Origin of the sequence: Arthrobacter sp. MYb221 (assembly GCF_002979835.1) — a bacterium.
GTDB lineage: Bacteria > Actinomycetota > Actinomycetes > Actinomycetales > Micrococcaceae > Glutamicibacter.
The window spans coordinates 224,167-244,803 of sequence record NZ_PCPW01000002.1 but is presented as its reverse complement, the minus strand read 5'-3'; the positions used below and the strand labels follow the sequence as shown (position 1 = coordinate 244,803).

Here is a 20,637-nt window from a genome sequence, read left to right as displayed (position 1 = left end):
ATCATAAACCTCTCACCAGTACTTAATTTGTGTCTCACAAGGGTTTTCTAATGTAGAAGCATGATCCGTCGCATACTTCTCATCCTTGCTGTCCTGGCCGTTCCCGCCGGGCTGGCAAGCGCCAGCCAAGCGCTGGCCGACTCCGCAAGTCCGCCGACTCCGCACCAGCAGCCGAACGTGGTTCAACTGGACGTGCGACCGCAAACTGCGCTGCCCAGCGCGCAGCCGGAACGCGGTGGCAAGGATGGCTGAATCTGCTGAGCAGCAGGGGTCCAAGGTCTCGGCCCGGTTGCGGATTGTCGGCTGGATCGTTCTCACCACGGCGCTGGCCTTGCTCGCGGTGACGGTCACCATGCGTTCGATCATGTCCGGGCAGGTCGCCGAGGCGGCCAATGTGGGCATCACCCAGGAGATCGAGGAATTCAGGACCTTCGCCGCCGAGGGGCTGGATCCGCAGACCGCGCGCCCCTTCGCCTCGATGGACGAACTGCTCGAACGTTATCTCGCCCGGCAGCAGCCCATGGCGGGCGAAGCAATTGTCGGCCAGGCCAACGGCCGCGTGTTCAGCGCGCACGGCGCCTTGGACCAGACCGGTGTTGTGCTGGCCGCGGATGCGCAGCTGCTGGCTCGGATCCTCGAAGATTCGCGGACCTCGGCGGTGTATGAAACCAAGTACGGCACCGTGCGCTGGGCCAAGGCGGTAGCCGAGGAAGCCGCTACCGCGAACCGGTCCGGCCCGATGCAACAAGCCCAGCTGGTCGTCGCACAGTTCACCTCCGGCGCGCAGGAAGAAGCCAACCGGCAGGCGGTGCTCCTGTTCGCGGTGGCCGCCGGAGGGTTGGCGCTGACCGCGGGGATCTCCTGGCTAGTGGCAGGTCAAATCATGCGCCCGATCTGCACCGTGCGCGAGACCTCTGCAGCCATTACGGCGCATGACCTTTCGGCCCGCATCCCGGTGTCCGGGCGCGACGACCTGGCGCAGCTGGCCCAGACGCTCAACGCAATGCTCGACCGGGTCGAGTCCTCCCATCTGGCCCAGCGGCACTTCATCGCCGAAGCGCGCGAGCATCTCAACGAACCGCAACGTCGGCTCGCGGCGACGCTGCACGAACTGGTCCGTGAAGACCTGCCCGCGGTGCAACGCGCCGACATCGCTTGCGGGGCGCAGGAGCTCATCTCGCAGATGGGTCAAACCCTCGCCGACCTCGACGTACTTGCACACAGCGGCCACCCGGATTTCGTCAGGCCGCGGCTGGTGGCCGTGGGCGAGGTCACCGCGGATATTGCCGCCGAGGCAGCGCAATCGGACACCTACCTGCAACGGCATTTCCGCATCGAGCAGTCGGCTCGCGCCGAGGCGTGGCTTGACCCGGAGCGCATCACCGATGCCTTGCGCCAACTGATCCAGAACGCCGTCGCGCACACGGACCACGGGGACACCATTCGACTGGGCTCCGCCGCCGATGAACAGTCAGTCAGCTTCTGGGTGGCCAATGACGGCCCGGGCTTGGATTCCGAGGTGGCCCGCGCATTGCTTGATACCTATCGCAGCGGGGGCACCGGCACTGACCAGGAACCGGGCATGGGCCTTGGGTTGGCCGTGGTCAAGGCGGTAGCCCAGGCGCATCGGGGGACCGCGTGGGTCGAATCCGGCCCAGGCGCCGGAGCCCGCTTCGGCCTCTCACTTCCGCGACTGGCTTTGGCTTCGGAAGCAGGCTCCGAGGAGAACTTCGCCGAGCGCATGGCGAGCACTCTGGGAGCCGAGTCATGAGCACGAGACAACACACTACGGATACCGGATTCCGCTACAGCACCGACGCACCGCAGCCGGCGGCTGCCGTTGGACCGGCACAACGCGCCCCGCGGCGGCGCTGGAACCGCCGACGCGCCAGCGGATTGCTGGCCGCGATGCTGCTCGCCGCCTTTCTGGTCTGGTGCGCCTTCGGGGCTTTTGGCTCCGCGGCGGGAACGGCGACCGCGCTGCCGTCCCAGGGCGCACTGACCCTGGCGGTCTTCGCCGTCGCGATCTGGCTATGGGTCTTCTCCCCGGTCGGGGACACCTATGTCGCTCTCGGCGCGGCCTTGGTGCTGGTGCTCATGGGCGTGCTGCCCGAGGACGTGCTCTTCGCGTCGCTGGGTGAAGACACCATCTGGCTGCTGTTGGCCGCGTTCGTGATTGCCGCCGGAATCACGGCAACTGGTTTGGCCACCCGCGCCGCCGCCTGGATCGCCGTCGGAGCCCGCAACCCGAGACAGTTGATGCACCTGACCACCGGTGCACTGGTGGCCACCGCATTCGCGGTGCCTTCCACCTCGGGCCGGGCGGCGCTGGCAATTCCCGTCTTCATTGCCTTGGCCAAGGTGCTTGCCGCCCGCCCGAGGGTTGTCCTGGCCCTGTCGCTGCTCTTCCCCTCGGTCATCCTGCTTTCTGCGGTCGCCTCGTATTTGGGGGCCGGGGCGCATCTGATCACCAGCCAGATCCTCGCCACCTCCGGCTATGAGGGCTTCTCATTCGCAGGCTGGCTGCTCTACGGGCTGCCGCTGTCCTTCGTCTCCTCGCATCTGTGCGCGGAACTGGTGCTATGGCTCTTCACCCGCGGCTCGGATCGCCGCCAAGCGCTGGAGGTGAGCATTGGGCAGCTCCAAGAGCATTCTCCGGTTCCGCTGACCGGACCGCTGAGCGTCGGGCAATCCCGCGCCGCCTTGCTGGTATCCGCGGTGGTGGTGCTCTGGTGCACCGAACCATTGCACCACTTGCACCCGGCCGTTGTGGCTCTGCTCGGATCCTTGCTCGTGGCCAGTCCGGGCTTCGGCTCGGTGGGCCTGGCCAAGGCGCTGAAGGCGGTGCCGTGGTCAATGCTGATCTTCATGGCCGCCACGCTGACCCTGGGCACCGCGCTGGCCCGCACCGGCGCCGCCGACTGGCTGGCACGCCGTGTGCTTGGACCGGCCGAGGGGCTGGGAGCCGTCGCCCCGTGGGTGTTCACCGTCGTGGTGGTGGTCGTATCCGCCGCGGCCCACCTGGTGATCCAGTCCCGTTCGGCGCGCTCGGCGGTGCTGATTCCGCTGGTCGTTTCGCTTGCCCCGGGTGTGGGGGTGGACGCGGTGGCTATCGCTTTCGCATCCACTGCCGCCGCAGGTTTCTGCCACACGCTCACCAGCAGCGCGAAGCCCGTCAACTTGTTCTCCGATATCGAAGGTGTGGACAGCTATCAACCCGCGGACCTGCTTCGGCTCAGCGCGGTGCTGGGACCGGTCATGGTCGCCCTGATCCTAGTGTTCTCCTTCTGGATCTGGCCGGCCATGGGCCTGCCGCTGTTCACCTGAGATCGCTGACCCAACAACCATTGCCTACACCAACCACATTAAAAAGGACTCATCATCATGGTTCATGCATTGCCGCAACGCATCCTGGTCGCCCCCTCCGGATTCAAAGAATCCCTCGACGCCTCGGCCGTCGCCGCCGCGATCGGTGCCGGCGTGCGCCGCGCCTTGCCCGGAGCAGTGGTCAAGGCCGTCCCGATCGCCGATGGCGGGGAAGGGACCGCCGAAACCCTCGCCCGCGCCACCGGCGGCCATCTCGTCCCAGCGGTCGTCACCGGACCGGTAGGGCAAAAGGTCGGCTCCCACTATGCGATGCTCGGCGGAGAATCCGCCGGCACCGCCGTCGTGGAGATGGCCGCCGCGGCCGGTCTGCGGCTCGTTCCCCGGGACCAACGCGACCCGGGAACCACCACCAGCTACGGCGTCGGCGAACTGATCGCCGCGGCGATCGACGCGGGCGCGACCAAGGTGCTCGTCGGATGCGGGGACTCCGGAACCTCCGACGGCGGCATGGGGGCGCTGCAGGCGCTCGGGGCACGGATCCTGGACGGCATGGGCCGGGAGCTCACCGCCGGAGGAAACCAGCTCGGACGCATCGACCGGCTTGAGTTAGCCGGGCTGCACCCGGCGCTCGCGGACGGAACCGTGCAGATCACGCTTGCGCTGAATCAGCACAACGTCCTGACCGGGCCGCGCGGCGTGGCCCGAGTCTTCGGCCCGCAAAAGGGCGCGACGCCTCAGCAGGTCGAGGCGATGTCCACTGGCTTTGAGCGCTGGGCCGCGGTGCTGCGCCGCGATGCGCTTGCCTCGGCGCGTGAGACCGACTTCGCGACCGCGCCGGGCACCGGGGCCTCGGGAGGGCTGGGCGCCGGACTCGCCGCGGTGGGAGCGGTGCTGCTGCCCCGCTTCGAAGCGATCCTCGACTCCGGGCTGGCCGGAATCGACCTCGATTCGATGCTGCGCGGAGCGGACCTGGTGATCACCGCCGAGGGCGCCATCGATTTTCAGACGCCCAAGGGCAAGGTTCCCGCGGAGGTCGCGCGCCGTGCCGCCCTGCAAGGAGTGCCGGTGGTGGCTCTCGCCGGAACGCTGGGGCGCGGCTGCCGCGACGTCCACGACATCGGCATCGATGCGATTGCCTCGATCGTGCCGATCCCGATGACCCTGCAAGAAGCGGTGGATGACGGGGAACGGCTGCTCATCGAGGCCGCCGAGCGCTTCATGCGCACCATCATCCTCGGCGTCTCGATGGCAGCCAGCAAACTGAGCCCGCACGAGGCCTGGTGAGCGGACGCCGGTGAGAGTCAAGGGTGCGCTAGCCGGAGGCGCCAGCCCGGTCGATGTGCAGTTGGACCGCCGCCGCATACTGCTCGACGACCTCGTCTGCATCAAAATCTTCGGCCGCGAAATAGCCCAGGACTCGAATGCCCTCGGCCAGGCCCAGCAGCTGGCAGGCCACGGCCGAGGCGTGGCGGCGGTCGGCGGTGGTATCTGCGATGGTCCTTGCCAACCCGGCCAGATAGGTCTCGCGCAGCTCGCGCTGGGTTACCTCCGGTGTGGGCGATTGCCTGATCCGCGGGACCAGGGTCTCCCATGGATCAACCACCGCGGCATCACGCCGGTTGAGGATCTGCTGCACCAGCGCCCGGCCCAGGCGTTCGCGGGGCAGGTCCAGGTCTGCCAGCGGAACGGTGATGGTGCTGGCCACGGTGTACAGCTCGGCCTTGGAACCGAAGAGCTTGATCACCAAGGCGGGGGAGACCTGGGCGGCCTCGGCGATCTCGCGCACGGTAACATCATGAAATCCGCGCTCGCCGAACAAGGCCGATGCCGCTTGGCGGATGCGTCCCCGGCCATCGATGGCGCTCATGCTGGTAACTCGATATCCACACGCTCGGTCCGCGCCCGCAGAATGAGCTTGACCGAAGTGGCGGTGTCACAGTGCGGTGACGCCGCGGTTAAAACGTAGGTTCCCACCGGAGGCAGATCCAAGGTGTAGCCTCCGCGCTCGTCGGTGTGGGTCGCGGCGATGAAGTCGCCGGCTCCGGCACTCAGGCTGACCAGGGCCCCGGTCACGGCCATATTGCCGGTAGCCACCACGCCACTGAGCGAAAGCGTATCGTGCAGTTCCACATTGTGCTCCGTGGTTCCGCCGGAGAAGGTCACCAGCTGGGAATTTGGCACCCAGCCTGCGGCGTTGGCGACCACGAGATAGCGTCCTGGTCCGGGCAGCGCCGCGGTGAAAAGCCCCTCATGGTCGGTGCGCGCCCAGTCACCTGGGACGCCGTCCTGGCGCACAAAGGTCACAATGGCCGGGCGCTGGGTACCGCCGGCAGCGGACATGATGACCCGGCCATGCACCATGGTCTCTTCGACGTTGTTGTCTGCCTTCGGCGTGCGCCCGCCGCTGGGGATGAACAAGGCAATGGCGATGCCGATGGCCGCGGCCAGCGCCGCGAGCCAGAACGCCAAATGCAGCGCGTCGATCGAGGGCAGCACGGTGCCGTTGCGCTCGACGGCCAGCGTGGCGAGGATCAGGCCGGTCAGTGCGCTGGCCACGCTGGTGCCCAGCGAACGGATCAGCGCATTGACCCCGTTGGCCGAGGCGGTTTCGGTAATCGGCACCGCGCTCATGATCAGCGTCGGCATCGCGGCGTAGGAGAAGGCGACTCCGACGTTGACCAAGGTTGCCCCGACGATCACCTGCCACACAGCGTCATCCAGGAAGACCCGGCCCACGTAGGTGAGGGCCATAATCGCCGCGCCGAAGATCATCGTCGGTTTGCCTCCCCAGCGATTGAGCATCGCGCCGGCAACCGGGGACAAGAAGACCATGGCCAGCCCCGAAGGCACCATGGCGAGCCCGGCGACCAGCACCGACAAGCCAAAACCATAACCGGTCTGCGTGGGGATCTGCAGCTGTTGGGTGGTGATGAGCATGTTGACGAACATCGCCACGCAGAGGAAGAACGAGGCGACGTTGGTCAGAAGCACCGGCCGCTTCACCGCGGTGCGCAGGTCCACCATCGGCTGGTTGACGCGCAGCTGCAGCGGGATCCAACCGGCAAGCAGCGCGAGTGCCAGAGCAAATAGGCCGAGTGTGAGCGGACTGTTCCAGCCCCAACTGGCACCTTTGGTGACGGCCAATAGGGCGGCGGTGAGTATTACGGAGAGGACCAGCGCCCCGGAGATATCGAAGCGGCCGGGGGTGGTGATCGTCGATTCCTTGACCAGCAGCAGCACGCCTACGAGGAATACCAGGCCCAGGCCTGCGGAAACCCAGAACAGCGATTCCCAGCCATAGGCGTTGTAGAGCAGTCCGGACATCGGCATGCCCAGCGCCGAGCCGATGCCCAAGGTTGCGCTCATCAGCGCGACGGCCGAGGCCACCTTTTCCTTGGGCAATTCGTCGCGAAGCACCGAGATTCCCACCGGGATCAGCGAGGAGGCGAAGCCCTGCATGGCCCGCCCGGCGATCAGTGCGCCAAAGGATCCGCCGAGGGCGGCAACAAGCGAGCCGAGGGTCATCACGGCCAAAGCGAGCAGCAGCATTTTGCGCTTGCCGTACATGTCGGCCATGCGGGAAATGACCGGGGTGAAAATCGCCGCGCTGAGCAGCGTGGCGGTGACCAGCCAGGAGGAATCTTCGGCCGAGACGTCGAGGATCACCGGAAAATCAGGCAATAGTGGGACAACGAGGGTCTGCTGGAGCGCGACCACCATCCCGCATAAGGCGAGGATGGCGGTGGTAGCCCACGCGGGAACGGAACGAATCGGCACGACGGTGGCCTTCGGATAAAAGATGACGCAAACGGGGTGAACGGCTGTTTACCCTTTCTAAGAACACACCGCCGTCCGGTGTACTGTCAAGTAGGTTCCGGTGCGGAAGGAGACGAATAGTCTGTCGGAATCGGACTATTAGATCCTCAGTGGGCATGGCAGTCGGGCGTTCCGTGCCCCTTCGGTTGCTTGAATTTCAACTAGCAATTGTGGATCCGAAATTGTTCATCCCGGACAATTTTCCCAAAGCGCCAACGTACTTCTACAGAACGTAGCCGGCGATGACTTGGGAAAGGGCTCGGATGTCCACCTTGCCCTTGAAATCCAGGCTCACCTTTCCAAGACCGCTAAACCACAGCTCCAATTCCGCGTCGAGATCAAAAGTTCCGGCCGTTTCGACGGAGAAGGCTTGGATACGTGCGTAGGGCAGCGAGGTATAGTCGCGTTTCTTGCCCGTCAGGCCTTGGACATTAACCGCGATGAGCCGCTTATTGGTGAAGACTACATAGTCACGTGCACCCTTGAACGCGGCGAGCAGCTCTTCCGCTGGGACGAGCATGGGGGTTATCTCCGGTGCTACCTCGGCCAGGTTCCATGGGCCGAGTTTGAACACTGAGGAGTTATTAAAATCGATCATGCCTTGATCCTAGGCATGACTAGGGACAATTTGGAGCGCATTTCTCGGTGGGCGAGTCCGTGCGGAGGTGGCGAGGCATGAGGCGCTGCTCATCTATTTCTCGGACGGCGCTGGAGACATCGTTCCCGATGCAACACTCGACGAGGCGTAGCGAGCTGAATGACGAGCATCCCGCTTAACTCCGCAAATTCCCGCCCACGGGCCAAGAATGTCGTACGAAAAAATGCGTGACGGTCGGTCCGGACGGTTCTCGGAGCGACCATCACGCATTGCGTAATAGAAGCGAAGGCTACTCGCCGAGCGTTGCGATCGTACGCACCGCGCGTGCGGCTTCGGCACCCTTCTTGACGAAGTGTTCGAAGTAGAACTTTTCGTGTTCTTCGCTCGAGTGGAAGTGGTGTGGGGTTAGGCTCACAGAGAAAGTCGGCACATTCGTGTCCAGCTGCACGCGCATCAGCCCATCGACAACCGCCTGAGCGACAAAATCATGGCGGTAGATTCCGCCGTCGACTACTAGCGCCGCAGCCACCACGGCATCATACTTTTCGGTCTGTGCTAGCCGTTTGGCCTGTAATGGCATCTCGTAGGCACCAGGCACGGTGACCACATCGATGCCGTATTCAACGCCGGAAGCATCCATATCTGCTTTGAATCCGGCCAAGGCCTGATCAACGATATCTGCATGCCAGCTGGCCTTGATGAATGCGATATTTAGTGGCTTGCTCATGTAATTCTCCTGTGTCAGTTTTCTTGTGTTAGGCAAAATCTAGTAGGAGCCATTCGAACTGCTCAATGGCTCGGGCTGTATGAAAACCAAGCTCTCCCGCTCCAGCCTAGTGTCCTACATCTCATTCGCTTCAATGGCGGCGAGAAATCTTGTAACGATTGTCCTCCGCCGAGCTCCTGCCCCGTAGCGGCGCCATCTGCGCGAACCTCGAATCGATGGCTGGCACGTTGTAATTGACTCCTGACTGGATCGGGGCAACCGGGCTATTTTCCTGCGGCGCGCTGCACTAGGCTGAACAAGCCTCGGGAGCTTGCCCACCCGATGCGCAGTGGAGTGCCAGCAGGCGGGATCTGCCCCGACAAGATCAAACCGGACGGAAACGTGATGTACGAGAATGACTTCTGGGATGCAATCCATGCCGAACGGCACCGGCTACTCGAAATGCTGTCGGGACTGGATGATGCGGCTTGGCAAACTCCCACGTTGTGCAGCGATTGGTCGGTCTCCCAGGTTGTCGCCCATCTGACCGCCGCCGCAAACACCGGCACGATGTCGTGGCTGCGCAGCATCGTGTTGGCAGGCTTCAACTCCACTCTGCATAACGAGCGTAGGCTGCGCAGATATTTGGGGGACACTCCTGCCCAGACGCTCACGAACCTTCGTGCATCCGCCGAGAACAAGGTCGCCCCGACCAAGGACTATGCGGCGATGCTCGGGGAAGTGATTGTCCACGGCCAGGACATCGCCCGGCCGCTTGCCCTCGATCTGGTCCCTGATCCGGATGCGGTGCACGAAGTTGCCAAATTCTTTTCCGAGCGGGATTTCGCGGTGAACAGCAAGCGCCTCGTCACCGGTCTCACCCTGGAAGCCGAAGATTCTTCCTTCTCGGCGGGAGACGGGCCGCCGGTCAAGGGCAAGCAACTCGATCTTGTCATGATCATGGCGGGGCGATCTGCCTACCTGGCGTCTCTTCGCGGCGCGGGCGTAGAAGCGCTCGCGCAGCGCCTCGCCTAGGTAAACCCGTGAGGTTGCCTAACCGGCAACCATTCGCTCGGCGTTCACCCTAGCGCCAGCCCAGCAGCGGGGCCACATGTTTGAGCACCGATTCGATGACGTGTGCGTTGTACTCGACGCCCAGCTGGTTAGGGACGGTCAGCAGCAAGGTATCCGCCGCGGCAATGGCCTCATCTTCGGCCAACGTCTTGGCCAGTTCATCGGGTTCCCCGGCGTAGGACTTGCCAAAGATCGCGCGGGTTTTGGCGTCGATGTTGCCGACCTGGTCGGAGCTGTAGCGGTCGCGTCCGAAGTACTGCCAGTCCCGCTCATCGGTCAGGGCGAAGATGCTGCGGCTCACCGAGACACGTGGCTCGCGTTCATGGCCCACATCTTTCCACGCCTGGCGGTAAAGCTCTATTTGCTCGGCCTGCTGCACATGGAACGGTTTGCCGGATTCATCGTCTTTCAGCGTGGAGCTTTGCAGATTCATGCCAAGTTTCGCCGCCCACACGGCGGTGGCGTTCGAGCCCGAGCCCCACCAGATACGCTCGCGCAAACCCTCCGAGTGAGGTTCTATGCGCAAGAGCCCCGGGGGATTGGGAAACATCGGCTTGGGGCTGGGCTGGGCGAAGCCTTCTCCGGAGAGCACTTCGAGCAAACGCTCGGTATGCCGGCGTCCCATCTCGGCGTCGGTCTCGCCCTCATGCGGTTCGAAACCAAAATGGCGCCACCCGTCGATGACCTGCTCCGGTGATCCACGGCTGATGCCCAACTGCAGGCGACGGTTGGAGATGAGGTCGGCGGATCCGGCATCCTCGGCCATGTACAACGGGTTTTCGTAGCGCATGTCTATGACGCCCGTGCCGATTTCGATGCGGCTGGTGCGTGCACCGATGGCGGCGAGCAGCGGGAACGGGGAAGCATACTGCTGGGCGAAGTGGTGCACCCGGAAGTATGCGCCGTCGGCGCCGAGCTCCTCGGCCGCAACTGCCAGGTCGATTGCTTGCAATAGCGCATCCGAGGCGCTGCGGGTTCCGGATTGCGGGTGGTCGGTCCAGTGGCCGAAGGACAAAAATCCGATGTTCTTCATACTTGTGCCCAACGTACTTTGTCGTGTCGATATTCCTCGCCAGAGGCAACCCGAAACCCAAACCGGCGGGCCGGGGAGTGGGCATCCGGTTTTTGGTGGTGCCAGCACCGCGGCGGCCCAGCGGAGCAGCCGCCGGAGCTTCGCGCAGGAGGAGAGTTACCTGGCAATTCCAATTGTTCACCTGCTGTTTGTTACGAGTCTGAGAGTCTCGTAATTGCGTGTTGCCCCGGGCGAGTTAGCTAGTGGCATACGGTCCACGAACGACCTGAACCTACTACCGAAAGGCACTCGATCCCCATGAACACTCGCAGCATTCTGGGCGTTGGAGCCCTGTCCTTGGCTAGCCTTCTGGCGATCACCGGTTGTTCCGGCAGTGCATCCGCCGAGAGCGCCGAAGTCGACGTGATCCGCATCGCCACACTGCCGGCGGGAGATGACCCCACCGCCGTAAACCCGATCGTGGCGCTTGGCGAACTCATCACCGCGGAGACCGGCATGAAAGTAGAAATCACCGATGCCCCCGATTATCTCGGTGTGGTGGAGGCGGTGCGCGCCGATCACGTCGACATCGCCCTGATGAGCGCCTTCCCAAGTGCACTGGCCGTGAACACCGGTGAGGTGGACGCGCTCATGACCTGGCCCGGTTCCCCCGACCCGGTCTCGAAGTGCTACGTGCTGGCCGATTCTCCCATTCAGTCGGTCGAAGAGCTCAAGGGCAAGACCGTCGCTTTTGCCGACCCCGGCTCGAGCTCGGGTTTCTTCATGCCAGTGCACCTGCTCGACAGCGTTGGCCTGGAACGCGATGTCGATTACGACGCCATGTTCACCGGCGGGCACGATCGAAGTGCCATCGCCGTCAAGGAAGGCCAGGTTGACGCGGCCTGCACCGCTACCATGCTCACGCAGATGACCGGCACCGACTACTTCCCCTTCGAAGAGGGCGATGTGCGCTTCATCGGAGAAAGCCTGCCGATGGATGTCAGCATGGCCGTCATAGCCAGCCAGGGCATGAACGATGCGAAACGCCAGGCGCTACTTTCGGGACTTCCCACGGTCTTTGCCGAAGAAAACGCCGAGGCGCTGGGCGTCTACGCCGAAGCCGGGATCGTTGGCGTCGACCCGATGCTCGAGCCCGGCAGGGAAGCCTTCCAGCCCCTTGTTGATGTTGCCGCGGTGGCCGGCGTAGACATTTCGGATCTGAAGTGATGACCGAGTCCATCACCCGCGCGGCCGCGCAAGAAGCGCCGCAAACGCCGGCGCCGGCGGACGGCAAAGAGCGCGCGCTCCTGCCTCGCGTGATGGTGCGTGACCTGGCCGTTGCGTACAACGCAGCCGATGGGCTCGTGCTCGACGGGGTGAACCTGGAGCTTTTCCCCGGTGAGATGGTCGCGTTGCTGGGGTCCTCAGGATCGGGCAAATCGACTCTCATGAAAAGCCTCACGGGATTCGCTCCGATTACCAGTGGATCGGTGCGGGTTGCAGGGTACGACGTCGCGAATCTTCGGCGGGGGCAAATCCGCGATCTGCGCGCTAGCACCGGCCAGGTCTTCCAGCAGTTCAACCTGATCGGGCGCTTGAGCGTCCTCACCAACGTGCTCACCGGTGGGCTGCACCAAGCCGGCCCGCTCAATCTCGTCGGGGGCTTCGGCAACCAGCAGCGCAAGCGGGCCCTGGACCTCCTGGATCGGGTGGGCATCGCGCACAAGGCGAAGGATCCGGCGCGCTCGCTCAGCGGCGGCCAGCAGCAGCGCGTGGCGGTGGCCCGGGCGCTCATGCAGGATCCGCAGCTGATCCTTGCCGATGAACCAGTTGCGTCGCTGGACCCGAAGCTCTCGGATTCCGTGCTCGAGCTGCTGCGCAACATCGCGCGTGAAGACGGCATCCCGGTGCTCGTGAGTTTGCATGTGCTCCCGCTCGCGCTGCGCCATAGCGACCGCATTGTCGGGTTGAAGCACGGCAAGCTGCTGGTTTCGGCGCCGACCGCTCAGCTCGACGCCGCGCGGCTCGAAGCGCTCTATGACGGAGAGGAACTATCCGATGACCAGTGACACCGAGCAGTCGAAGCCGACGAAAACCGCCGGCAAAGGCAAGCAGCTGGACCCGGTGGAGCGCGCCCGCCTCGAACGGGCCATGAACGTCCCACGGACTCGAGCTGTCGTCGGCGTGGCCGCAGGCTTGATCTTCCTGCTCTGGTCGTTCCGCGGAGTCGGCTTCGACTTCCAGAAGCTCGGGGAAGGCACGATCAACATGGGCGAGTTCCTCGCCCGGCTCTTCCCGCCGGACTTCTCGAAGCTCGGGCTCATCGTCGAGCTGCTCATCGAGACGGTGCAGATGGCCATCGTGGCCACGGTACTCGGCGCGGTGCTCTCGCTGTTCGTGGCCCTGGCCGCGGCATCGAATCTCGCGCCGAAGTGGGTGTACTTCCCGGCCCGCTGGATCATGAACGTGATTCGCGCGGTGCCCGACCTGGTCTTCGCGCTGATGTTCGTCTCGGCCGTGGGTCTTGGCCCGTTTGCCGGCATCCTCGCGATGACACTGGGATCCATCGGTTCGATCGGCAAGATCTACGCCGAGGCCATGGAATCCGTTGACCAGGGCCCGATGATCGCGATGAAGTCGGTGGGGGCCTCGCACCGCCAGGTGATCCAGTACGGAGTGCTGCCGCAGGCGGCCCCGCTGCTGGTCTCCTACACGCTGCTGCTTTTCGAAGGCAGCGTGCGCGGCGCGACGATCCTCGGCCTCGTGGGTGCCGGAGGCATCGGCCTCGAGCTCACCACCGCAATGCGCATGTACGACTACGGACACCTGGGCGCGATCATCATCTGCATCATCATCGTAGTCACGGTGATTGATCAGGCGAGCGCCTTTATCAGAAGGAGAATCACATGACCGAAGTACTTGAAATCCAGCTCAGCAAACCAGTGAACCTGCGGGATCTGGGCGGGTTGCCCGTCGCAGGCGGCCTGATCAATCCCGGCTTCGCTATCCGTGCCGATGACCTGTCGACGATTCCGCCGGAGTCGGCCCAGGCGCTCGTGGACGGCGGCTTGCGGGCAGTCATCGACCTGCGCAGCCGCGGCGAGGTGCAGGCAACGGGGCGCGGCCCGCTGATGGAACAAGCGGTGATGTACCACCACGTGCCGTTCGTAGCGGACCTCGGCGACGCCATGCCCACGAAGCTGGAGCCCGGGAAGATGCCGGAGATGGCATCGTTCTACCAGGCCTTGTTTGCCTCGGCAGCGCCGCAAATCGTGACGGCGCTGGCCATCATGGCGCACGCGCCGGGTGCTGTGGCATTTCACTGCGCGGCTGGTAGGGACCGCACCGGTGTCTTGGCCGCCTCGCTGCTGCTCGCGCTCGGCGCCGAGGATGAGGTCATCATCGCCGACTACGAGCTGACCCACCCCAATACGGCCGCCATCATGGAACGCACCCGGCCGAATCTGCAACGGGTGATGAAGGCTGCGGGATACGATCTCGATGCCTCGGCAAAGCTTGCGGTGAAGGATCCCGGCGCGGATGATGCCATGCGTCTCACCTTGCGCGCTTTGCGTGAGCGGCATGGTGATCCGCTGGCCCCGCTGAAGGCCGCGGGCCTCAACGGCGCGCTGATTGGCAGACTGCGTGAGCGGGCCGGGCTCTAGGATGACCAGCGGACACCTGGCGCTAATGGCCCGCCGACCTGGTCGTCCGCGGGACACCGAACTGCAAGAACGTGTGCTCGTCGCGGTCAATGAGCTAATCGACGAGGCGGCGACGATCACCGTGAGCGCAGTTGTCGAGCGCAGCGGGGTGAGCCGCGCGGCGATCTACCGCCGTTGGGAAACCCTGGACAAGCTCACCGCCGCCGCGCTCGATGTCGGACGCATGGTGGTCCGGCCGCCCGAGGGATTGCCGGTGCGCGAGGCGCTCAAGTACGGGTTCCCGACGCCGGGCAAGGGACGCGTGGGCGCTTTTCCCGAAGACCGGCTGCGCCAGCGTCTGCTTCTCGCCCTTGCCGACATAGATCTCCAGCGTGAATACTGGCGCGGGCACGTTTCGCAGCGGCGCGTACCGCTTCTCGAGCTCCTCGAACGTGGCCGCGAGCAGGGGGAGATCCGCGCTGATGCCGATCTGGAGGCGGCACTCGACCTGCTCTCCGGGGTGTTTTACTACCAGGTAGTGGTGCGCGGCGAGAGTCTCGCAAACCCGGAGACCCTGGAACGGTGCAACGCCGCAATGGACATTATCTGGAGCGGCATATCGGTTGCGGCTGCTGATAGGTGAGATGCGAGGATCAACCCGGGAGCGGGGTGAAAACTTGGCGGCAGGGAGTTCCGCTACCCGCCTGGGCGCCGGGGATGCAGGCTAACTCTGGTTCGGAGTTGGCTCACAGGCGGCTCGTGGCTACCGCGGAAGCGACCAGCGCGGCTAGGCCGGAGTCGGAGCCAGGGCATGGGCCGCTGCGGCCAGCGCCTCCGGGCGGCGTGCCGGATCGCGGACCAGGTTTGCGGGCAGTCTTCCGGCGAAGCTCCACCCGTAACGGGTCGCCAACGTCCGCAGACCCGCCAGATTGCATTCGGCAAGCTGCGTGGGACGGTCCGGGTAGCTGCCCAGCACCAGCGTGCCGCGGGAGAAGCCGCGCACCGCACAGGCTTCCAAGGTCAGCGCGGTGTGGTTCAGGGTTCCCAGTTCCGGGCGGGTGACGACCACGAGCTCCGCCGAGAGGGCCGCGGCCAGATCCGCGATGGTCTCTCCCGCGGAAGTCAGCTCGACCAAGAGCCCTCCGGCGCCCTCGACAAGTACCTCGTCATAGGCAGCTGCCAGCTCGCGGATCCGCCGCACGTGCTCGGCCAGGGGAGGCAGGACCTCGGCGGGGTCGGCGAATCCCGCGCACCGGGCCGCATCCAGCGGTGCCATCGGCTCACGCAGCCGCACCCCCTCGGCGGTGCCCAGCCGCTCCGGGTGGCCAAGCCAGCCGGCCGCGTCCTGCACGTCCCCGGGCTGTCCGGGAAGCACCCCGGTCTGCGCCGGCTTGTAGATCGCCACCCGGGTCCCGCGGGCCAGGGCCCGGGCGGCGAGCACGGCGGTGGTCACCGTCTTGCCCACCTCGGTGTCGGTTCCGGTGATGGCCTGGATCATCTGTCGGTCCTTTCGAAGGGGAACCTAGTCGGCACCGCAACCGGCGCCTGGAAGGAGAGCAGGTGGGCGAAGCGCGGGGCCGCGCCGGCGGCTTCGAGGTCCGGAAGGCAACGGGCCGTTTCGGCGAGCACCAGCTCGGCCTCCATCCGGGCCAGGCCCGCCCCCAAGCAGCGGTGGATCCCATGGCCGAAGGCCAGCGAATCGTCGCCGCTGGCGCCGAGAATTCCGCCGGACAGGCGCAGCACCAGTTCCTCACCGGCGGCGAATTCATGCTCGCCGACGCGGGCGTCCACGGCGGCAATGCGACGCCAGGTTGGCACCGAGGAGGCGACGGCCAGCACCTCGCGCACCACGGCTTGGGCCGCGGCCGGCCCGGTGTCCGGGTCGGCGCAGGCAGCCCAGTGGCCATCGCGCAGCGCCACGTGCAGGGTGCTCTGGATGAGCATCGCGGTGGTCTCCTGTCCGGCGATCCCCAGGAAGTAGGCCAGCGAGCGGATCTGGCGTTCGGGAACTCCCGATCGATGCAGCGCGGCATAGAGGTTCGGCTCCTCGCTTCTGACCGCCCCGTGAACCGTCTGATCCAGCCAGGCATAGAATTCGGCGGCGCTGGCGGCGAGCACCAGCTGCCGGTCCTCCGCGGGCCACCCCCAGAACAATTCCAGCGAATCCTGGCTCCAGCGTTTGAGGTTTTCGGCCGGAGGCACGCGCACCCCGGTCAGCACCGCCATGATTTCGACGGGGATCACCGCGGCCAGCTCCGCGGCCAAATCGAGGACCTCCCCGTTGCGGTAGCGCGGTTCGAGCCGGGCGCAAATTTCCCGCACTCGTTCGGTGATCGGCCGCCGCTGCCACTGGATCTTGGCGGGGCTGAAGAATCCGGCGACGAGCCGGCGCACGGCGAGGTGTTCGCTGCCCGAGGCGCTGGAAAGCACCGGTGGCAGCGCGAATTTCACCGCGGCCAGGATCCGCAACGCGGCCGGGGCGAGGTTGATGGCGGTGCGCAGCGCGTTGGCCGTGGTGAATTCCCCGGGGCGGCGCAAGATGCCGCGCACAGTGTCCGGATCTTCGATGCTGCGGTAGCGCCGGTTGATGGCTTCGGGAAAGGCCGCGGGCAGCGGGCCGGCCAGCGGGGCGTCGGCCAAGCTGCCGGTGGTGGGTGCGTAGGGGCAATTCATGATTCCTCCTCGATGGCCGTCCTGGCCACCTTCCGGATGGCCGCGGACAGTTCGGCCGGTTGCTGGTGGGCGTGGGCGGTCAGCCGGATGCGGGAGATTCCGTCGGGAACGCTGGGCGGGCGGAAGCAGGCCACCGCGATGCCCTGCGCGGCCAGGGCGGCGGCGGCCCGCACGGCGGCCGCGGCGCTGGGCATCTTCACCGAGTGGATCGGCCCGGCCCCGGCTTCCACCCGCCCGGCCAGTTCCGGGTAGTCCTCCAGGAGGCCGCGGATCAACCGCTGGTTCCGGGCCAGCGCGGCAAGCCGGGCCCGGTTCGCCAAGCGCAGGGCGGCCAGGGCACCGCCGGCGGCGGCGGGGGCCAGCGCGGTGTCGAAGATGAAGGTGCGGGCGGTGTTGAGCAGATGTTCGCGCAGCGCTGCGGCCTCCGGGCCGCCGAAAAGCACCGCCCCGCCCTGGGCGCCCAGCGACTTGGACAGGGTTGCGGTGCTGATCACCTGGCCGCAACCTTCGAGGCCGGCGGCGCGGAGCGCCGAACCGGATTCGCTGGCGGCCAGCGAGTGGGCCTCATCCACCAGCAGCAGCGCGCCGAACTCCCGGCACAATGCGGCCAGCTCGGGCAGCGGCGCGGCGTCGCCGAAGACCGAGTAAACCGATTCGACGGCCAACAGCACCCGGGGCTTGGGTTGGGTGCTGCTGCGGTTGGCTTTCAACAGGCGCGTGAAATCCTTCAGGTCGTTGTGCCTGGCGGTGGCCACAGCCGCGCCGGAGAGCCTGGCCCCGTCGACCAGGCTGGCATGGGCATGCTCGTCCAGGATGAACAGGCTGCCCGGACCGCCTAGGGAGCCGAGCACCCCGAGGTTTGCGGTGTACCCGCTGGAGAAGACCAAGGCGGCATCCCGGTGCGTATACCGGCACAGCGCGGCCTCCAGCTCCCGGTGCACGGACAGAGTTCCGCCGGCCATTCGGCTTGCACAGGCCCCGGCGCCGGAGCTTCGCAGGGTTTCGGCGGCGGCCCGGAGCACCTCGGGATGATGCGATAGGCCCAGGTAGTCGTTGGAGGCCAAATCGATGGATTCGGCCCGCGGGGCATCGCTGCGGCGTAGGCCGCGGCGTTCGCGCACGGTGGCTCGGGCGGACAGCCAGCGCTCCCAGCCGGGGGTGGTCTCAGCCATGGACCTGCTCCACCGCAGCCAGCAGTCCGCGGCCGAGCACGGCGAGCTCTTCGGGGGTGCTGATATAGGGAGGCATGACGTAGACCAGATCGCGGAACGGGCGCACCCAGACCCCGTGCGCTACCGCCGCCCGAGTCACCGCGGGTACGTCAACCGGGGCACGAAGTTGGACGACTCCCACCCCGCCGAGCACCCGCACATCCTTGACTGATTCCAGCCCGGCCGCCGGTGCGAGCCCGGCGCGCAGTCCGGATTCCAGCGCGGGGACCTGGGCCCGCCACGGAGCGTCTTTTAGCGCGGTGCCCGGTGCCCCGGCGAGCAGGTCGAGCGAGGCGCAGGCCACCGCGCAGGCCAGCGGGTTGCCCATAAAGGTCGGCCCATGCAGCAGTGCGGACCCGGCGGAGCCGGCACCGGTGGCAAGCGCGGAGGCGATTTTGCTGCTGCAAAGCATCGCGGCCAGGGTGAGATACCCTCCGGTCAGCGCCTTGCCCACGCACATGATGTCCGGGACGATGCCGGCATGGTGCACCGCGAACATGTCGCCGGTGCGCCCGAATCCGGTGGCGATTTCATCGGCAATCAGCGGCAGGTCGTGTTCGTCGGCGAGCTCGCGCAGGATGCCGAGCACCGCCGGCGGGTAGATGTGCATGCCTCCGGCACCCTGGAGCACCGGTTCGCACACGATCCCGGCCAGCTGCGCGGAGTTCTTGGAGACCAACGCGCGCACCGTGCTTTCCCAGTCGGCCAGCTCGGACGCGAGGTATTCCCAGTGCCCCGGTGCGGTGCGGCGTGCGCTCGGGGGCTTGGGCAGGAAGAGTTCGGCGGAGGAGCGCCGGGTGAAAGCCGCATGCATTCCGTCCTGCGGGTCGCAGATGCCCATGGTGGCGAAGGTGTCCCCGTGGTAGCCGCCGCGCAGGGCCGCGAACCGGTGGCGCGTGGTGCGGCCCTTTGCCTCCTGGTATTGGAGGGCGAGCTTCAGCGCCACCTCGACGCTGATTGACCCGGAATCGGCCAGGAACACGTGGCGCAGGTCGCCCGGTGCCAGGGCCACCAGACGCTCGGCCAGCTCGATGGCCGGTTGGTGGGTCAGTCCGCCGAACATCACATGGCTGAACTTCTCCAGTTGTCCGCGCGCCGCGGCATCCAGCGCCGGGTTGCGGTAGCCGTGCACGGCTGACCACCATGAGGACATCCCGTCGATGACCTCGCGGAGGGTGCCGGTTTCGTCTTCGAGGACCAGCCGGGCGCCGCGTGCTTCGGTGACCGCGTAGCCTGCCCCCGCATCAAGTGCGGCGTAGGGGTGCCAGAGCAACCCTGCGTCGCGGGAGAGCAGGCTGGCATCGGTGGCCATCACGCGTTCGGGTTCTCTGCGGTCCCGGCGCCACGGCGGCGCAGCACCGGTTCCGTCTCGCCGGCGCCGCCACCGGAGGCCGCTTGGCCGCAGGCCGCTGAGGCCGCGGAGGAGCAGCAGGATCCGGCGCACCCGGCCGCGGCGGCATTGCCTGCATCCGCTGGCTGGCGGGCGGTGTGGGCGGCGGCTGCGTGCAGGGTCTCGGCGATCTGCGCGGTGTTTTTGCCCTCCTGGCCCAGCACCACGAATCCGGCGTCGGCGATCATCGCCAGATCGGCGCGCGCATCCTGGCCTTCACTGGTCAGGTAGTCGCCCAGGAAGAGCGAATTGGCCACTTCCAGCGCGGTGGACTGCAGGGAGCGCAGGTGCATTTCTCGGCCGGCGGCGATGCGCAGTTCCTTGTCTGGACAGGCCAGACGAACCAGTGCGAGGATGCGCAGGCAAGCTAGCGGGGTGAGGTTCCAAGTTCCTTCCAGCGGAGTGCCGTCAAAGGGCATCAGGAAATTGACCGGAATTGAGTCGGTATCCAACGCACGCAGCGCGAAGACCGCTTCGATGAGCTGGTCGGTGCTTTCGCCCATGCCGACAATGAGTCCAGAACAGGGGGAGAGGCCTGCCCCCTTGGCCTGTTCGACGGTGGCTATGCGCTCCTGGTAGCTGTGTGTGCTGCAGATTTCCGGGTAGAGGGATTCTGCGGTGTTGAGATTGTGGTTATAGGCATCGGCGCCGGCCGTCTTGAGCTGTTCGGCCTGTCCGCCTTTGAGGATGCCCAGGCAAGCGCAGACCTCTACCTGCGGATGTTCTTCTTTGAGCTGGTCAATCATGGTGCTTACGCGATTGACATCCCGGTCGGTGGGTCCTTTGCCCGAAGCCACCAAGCAGACTCGCGAGGCACCTGCGGCAATGCCAAGTCCGGCCTGGCGGACCGCTTCGTCTGGTTTGAGCCAGGTGTATTTCAGGATTTCTGCCTTGGATCCCAGACGTTGCGAGCAGTAGGTGCAGTCTTCCGGGCACAATCCAGATTTGAGGTTCACCAAATAGTTCACCTTCACGGTGTTGGAGAAGTGCTTCCTGCGTAGCCGGCCGGCTGCCGTGACGAGCGTTAGTGTCTGCTCATCGGATGTGGCCAGGATAGCGCGGGACTCGGACGCGGTCAGGCGGTGCCCTTCGCTAATCCGTGCGGCGAGGGCAAAGGGGTCAAGCGCGGTGCGCTTCGGGCCGGTTAGTGTTGGCATCAAAAATCTCCTGTTGAACAGTGTTCAAT

The 20,637-nt window shown here is 65.8% G+C and carries 20 protein-coding genes; 10 read left to right on the top strand and 10 right to left on the bottom strand.

The window, feature by feature from the left end; all coding sequences use genetic code 11:
- Positions 1-60 precede the first annotated feature (60 nt).
- From CQ015_RS03415 to CQ015_RS03400, 4 genes are read left to right on the top strand one after another with little or no spacing between them, the layout of a single operon-like run.
- Positions 61-252, top strand: a complete 192-nt coding sequence (locus tag CQ015_RS03415) for a hypothetical protein (protein ID WP_105649332.1) — start codon at positions 61-63, stop codon at positions 250-252.
- Positions 245-1,771 (top strand): sensor histidine kinase, encoded by a 1,527-nt coding sequence (locus tag CQ015_RS03410; RefSeq protein ID WP_096287437.1) that lies wholly within the window; start codon positions 245-247, stop codon positions 1,769-1,771. The genes CQ015_RS03415 and CQ015_RS03410 overlap by 8 nt, the downstream gene beginning before the upstream one ends.
- Positions 1,768-3,327: an SLC13 family permease gene (locus CQ015_RS03405; RefSeq protein ID WP_105649331.1), complete on the top strand. Its 1,560-nt coding sequence runs from the start codon at positions 1,768-1,770 to the stop codon at positions 3,325-3,327. Before CQ015_RS03410 ends, CQ015_RS03405 begins: the two co-directional genes overlap by 4 nt.
- Positions 3,328-3,384: 57 nt before the next feature.
- On the top strand, positions 3,385-4,611 hold the full coding sequence (locus tag CQ015_RS03400; protein WP_105649330.1) for a glycerate kinase: 1,227 nt from the start codon (positions 3,385-3,387) through the stop codon (positions 4,609-4,611).
- 28 nt (positions 4,612-4,639) lie between these two features.
- On the opposite strand, the gene CQ015_RS03395 is transcribed toward CQ015_RS03400, so the two are convergent.
- From CQ015_RS03395 to CQ015_RS03380, 4 genes are all read right to left on the bottom strand, one after another.
- On the bottom strand, positions 4,640-5,194 hold the full coding sequence (locus CQ015_RS03395) for a TetR/AcrR family transcriptional regulator (RefSeq protein ID WP_096287431.1): 555 nt from the start codon (positions 5,192-5,194) through the stop codon (positions 4,640-4,642).
- Positions 5,191-7,104: an MFS transporter gene (locus tag CQ015_RS03390; RefSeq protein ID WP_258137671.1), complete on the bottom strand. Its 1,914-nt coding sequence runs from the start codon at positions 7,102-7,104 to the stop codon at positions 5,191-5,193. The genes CQ015_RS03395 and CQ015_RS03390 overlap by 4 nt, the downstream gene beginning before the upstream one ends.
- A 262-nt stretch (positions 7,105-7,366) precedes the next feature.
- Positions 7,367-7,741: a PH domain-containing protein gene (locus CQ015_RS03385; protein WP_096287429.1), complete on the bottom strand. Its 375-nt coding sequence runs from the start codon at positions 7,739-7,741 to the stop codon at positions 7,367-7,369.
- A 289-nt stretch (positions 7,742-8,030) separates the two neighbouring features.
- On the bottom strand, positions 8,031-8,486 hold the full coding sequence (locus CQ015_RS03380; protein ID WP_343252142.1) for a 6,7-dimethyl-8-ribityllumazine synthase: 456 nt from the start codon (positions 8,484-8,486) through the stop codon (positions 8,031-8,033).
- A gap of 303 nt (positions 8,487-8,789) precedes the next feature.
- On the opposite strand from CQ015_RS03380, the gene CQ015_RS03375 reads away from it, so the two are divergent.
- Positions 8,790-9,482, top strand: coding sequence for a maleylpyruvate isomerase family mycothiol-dependent enzyme (locus CQ015_RS03375; protein ID WP_258137669.1), 693 nt, complete (start codon positions 8,790-8,792; stop codon positions 9,480-9,482).
- A 49-nt stretch (positions 9,483-9,531) separates the two neighbouring features.
- On the opposite strand, the gene CQ015_RS03370 is transcribed toward CQ015_RS03375, so the two are convergent.
- The gene (locus tag CQ015_RS03370; RefSeq protein ID WP_105649328.1) at positions 9,532-10,554 is read right to left on the bottom strand and encodes an LLM class flavin-dependent oxidoreductase; all 1,023 of its coding nucleotides are present in this window, start codon (positions 10,552-10,554) and stop codon (positions 9,532-9,534) included.
- Positions 10,555-10,851: 297 nt separating this feature from the next.
- On the opposite strand from CQ015_RS03370, the gene phnD reads away from it, so the two are divergent.
- From phnD to CQ015_RS03345, 5 genes are read left to right on the top strand one after another with little or no spacing between them, the layout of a single operon-like run.
- Complete coding sequence (phnD, locus tag CQ015_RS03365) at positions 10,852-11,760, top strand: phosphate/phosphite/phosphonate ABC transporter substrate-binding protein (protein ID WP_105649327.1); 909 nt, start codon at positions 10,852-10,854, stop codon at positions 11,758-11,760.
- Entirely contained in the window at positions 11,760-12,602 is an 843-nt protein-coding gene (locus tag CQ015_RS03360) for a phosphonate ABC transporter ATP-binding protein (protein WP_105649326.1), read from the top strand. Before phnD ends, CQ015_RS03360 begins: the two co-directional genes overlap by 1 nt.
- Positions 12,592-13,443 carry a phosphonate ABC transporter, permease protein PhnE gene (gene phnE / locus CQ015_RS03355; RefSeq protein WP_105649325.1) on the top strand — a complete coding sequence of 284 codons (852 nt, stop codon included), beginning with the start codon at positions 12,592-12,594 and terminating at the stop codon, positions 13,441-13,443. The genes CQ015_RS03360 and phnE overlap by 11 nt, the downstream gene beginning before the upstream one ends.
- The gene (locus tag CQ015_RS03350) at positions 13,440-14,198 is read left to right on the top strand and encodes a tyrosine-protein phosphatase (RefSeq protein WP_096287415.1); all 759 of its coding nucleotides are present in this window, start codon (positions 13,440-13,442) and stop codon (positions 14,196-14,198) included. Before phnE ends, CQ015_RS03350 begins: the two co-directional genes overlap by 4 nt.
- A gap of 25 nt (positions 14,199-14,223) precedes the next feature.
- A complete protein-coding gene (locus CQ015_RS03345) occupies positions 14,224-14,820 on the top strand; it encodes a TetR/AcrR family transcriptional regulator (protein WP_258137662.1) in 597 nt (198 codons plus the stop codon).
- 144 nt (positions 14,821-14,964) lie between these two features.
- Here CQ015_RS03345 and bioD read toward each other — a convergent pair whose 3' ends face one another.
- The 5 genes from bioD to bioB are packed head-to-tail and all read right to left on the bottom strand — an operon-like array spanning position 14,965 to position 20,608.
- Positions 14,965-15,675, bottom strand: coding sequence for a dethiobiotin synthase (bioD, locus tag CQ015_RS03340; protein WP_096287412.1), 711 nt, complete (start codon positions 15,673-15,675; stop codon positions 14,965-14,967).
- Positions 15,672-16,850, bottom strand: a complete 1,179-nt coding sequence (locus tag CQ015_RS03335; RefSeq protein ID WP_105649323.1) for a cytochrome P450 — start codon at positions 16,848-16,850, stop codon at positions 15,672-15,674. The genes bioD and CQ015_RS03335 overlap by 4 nt, the downstream gene beginning before the upstream one ends.
- Complete coding sequence (locus tag CQ015_RS03330) at positions 16,847-18,022, bottom strand: aminotransferase class I/II-fold pyridoxal phosphate-dependent enzyme (RefSeq protein ID WP_105649322.1); 1,176 nt, start codon at positions 18,020-18,022, stop codon at positions 16,847-16,849. Before CQ015_RS03330 ends, CQ015_RS03335 begins: the two co-directional genes overlap by 4 nt.
- Complete coding sequence (locus tag CQ015_RS03325; RefSeq protein WP_105649321.1) at positions 18,015-19,373, bottom strand: adenosylmethionine--8-amino-7-oxononanoate transaminase; 1,359 nt, start codon at positions 19,371-19,373, stop codon at positions 18,015-18,017. The genes CQ015_RS03330 and CQ015_RS03325 overlap by 8 nt, the downstream gene beginning before the upstream one ends.
- Positions 19,373-20,608 carry a biotin synthase BioB gene (bioB, locus tag CQ015_RS03320; protein WP_105649320.1) on the bottom strand — a complete coding sequence of 412 codons (1,236 nt, stop codon included), beginning with the start codon at positions 20,606-20,608 and terminating at the stop codon, positions 19,373-19,375. Before bioB ends, CQ015_RS03325 begins: the two co-directional genes overlap by 1 nt.
- Between the last annotated feature and the right edge of the window lie 29 nt (positions 20,609-20,637).

Excerpts from the sequence above, each read along its gene's own strand:
- CQ015_RS03415 (WP_105649332.1), top strand. The coding sequence starts at position 61 with ATGATCCGTCGCATACTTCTCATCCTTGCTGTCCTGGCCGTTCCCGCC.
- CQ015_RS03410 (WP_096287437.1), top strand. The coding sequence starts at position 245 with ATGGCTGAATCTGCTGAGCAGCAGGGGTCCAAGGTCTCGGCCCGGTTG.
- CQ015_RS03405 (WP_105649331.1), top strand. The coding sequence starts at position 1,768 with ATGAGCACGAGACAACACACTACGGATACCGGATTCCGCTACAGCACC.
- CQ015_RS03400 (WP_105649330.1), top strand. The coding sequence starts at position 3,385 with ATGGTTCATGCATTGCCGCAACGCATCCTGGTCGCCCCCTCCGGATTC.
- CQ015_RS03395 (WP_096287431.1), bottom strand. The coding sequence starts at position 5,194 with ATGAGCGCCATCGATGGCCGGGGACGCATCCGCCAAGCGGCATCGGCC.
- CQ015_RS03385 (WP_096287429.1), bottom strand. The coding sequence starts at position 7,741 with ATGATCGATTTTAATAACTCCTCAGTGTTCAAACTCGGCCCATGGAAC.
- CQ015_RS03375 (WP_258137669.1), top strand. The coding sequence starts at position 8,790 with ATGCGCAGTGGAGTGCCAGCAGGCGGGATCTGCCCCGACAAGATCAAA.
- CQ015_RS03370 (WP_105649328.1), bottom strand. The coding sequence starts at position 10,554 with ATGAAGAACATCGGATTTTTGTCCTTCGGCCACTGGACCGACCACCCG.
- phnD (WP_105649327.1), top strand. The coding sequence starts at position 10,852 with ATGAACACTCGCAGCATTCTGGGCGTTGGAGCCCTGTCCTTGGCTAGC.
- CQ015_RS03360 (WP_105649326.1), top strand. The coding sequence starts at position 11,760 with ATGACCGAGTCCATCACCCGCGCGGCCGCGCAAGAAGCGCCGCAAACG.
- phnE (WP_105649325.1), top strand. The coding sequence starts at position 12,592 with ATGACCAGTGACACCGAGCAGTCGAAGCCGACGAAAACCGCCGGCAAA.
- CQ015_RS03350 (WP_096287415.1), top strand. The coding sequence starts at position 13,440 with ATGACCGAAGTACTTGAAATCCAGCTCAGCAAACCAGTGAACCTGCGG.
- CQ015_RS03345 (WP_258137662.1), top strand. The coding sequence starts at position 14,224 with ATGGCCCGCCGACCTGGTCGTCCGCGGGACACCGAACTGCAAGAACGT.
- bioD (WP_096287412.1), bottom strand. The coding sequence starts at position 15,675 with ATGATCCAGGCCATCACCGGAACCGACACCGAGGTGGGCAAGACGGTG.
- CQ015_RS03335 (WP_105649323.1), bottom strand. The coding sequence starts at position 16,850 with ATGAATTGCCCCTACGCACCCACCACCGGCAGCTTGGCCGACGCCCCG.
- CQ015_RS03330 (WP_105649322.1), bottom strand. The coding sequence starts at position 18,022 with ATGGCTGAGACCACCCCCGGCTGGGAGCGCTGGCTGTCCGCCCGAGCC.
- CQ015_RS03325 (WP_105649321.1), bottom strand. The coding sequence starts at position 19,373 with ATGGCCACCGATGCCAGCCTGCTCTCCCGCGACGCAGGGTTGCTCTGG.
- bioB (WP_105649320.1), bottom strand. The coding sequence starts at position 20,608 with ATGCCAACACTAACCGGCCCGAAGCGCACCGCGCTTGACCCCTTTGCC.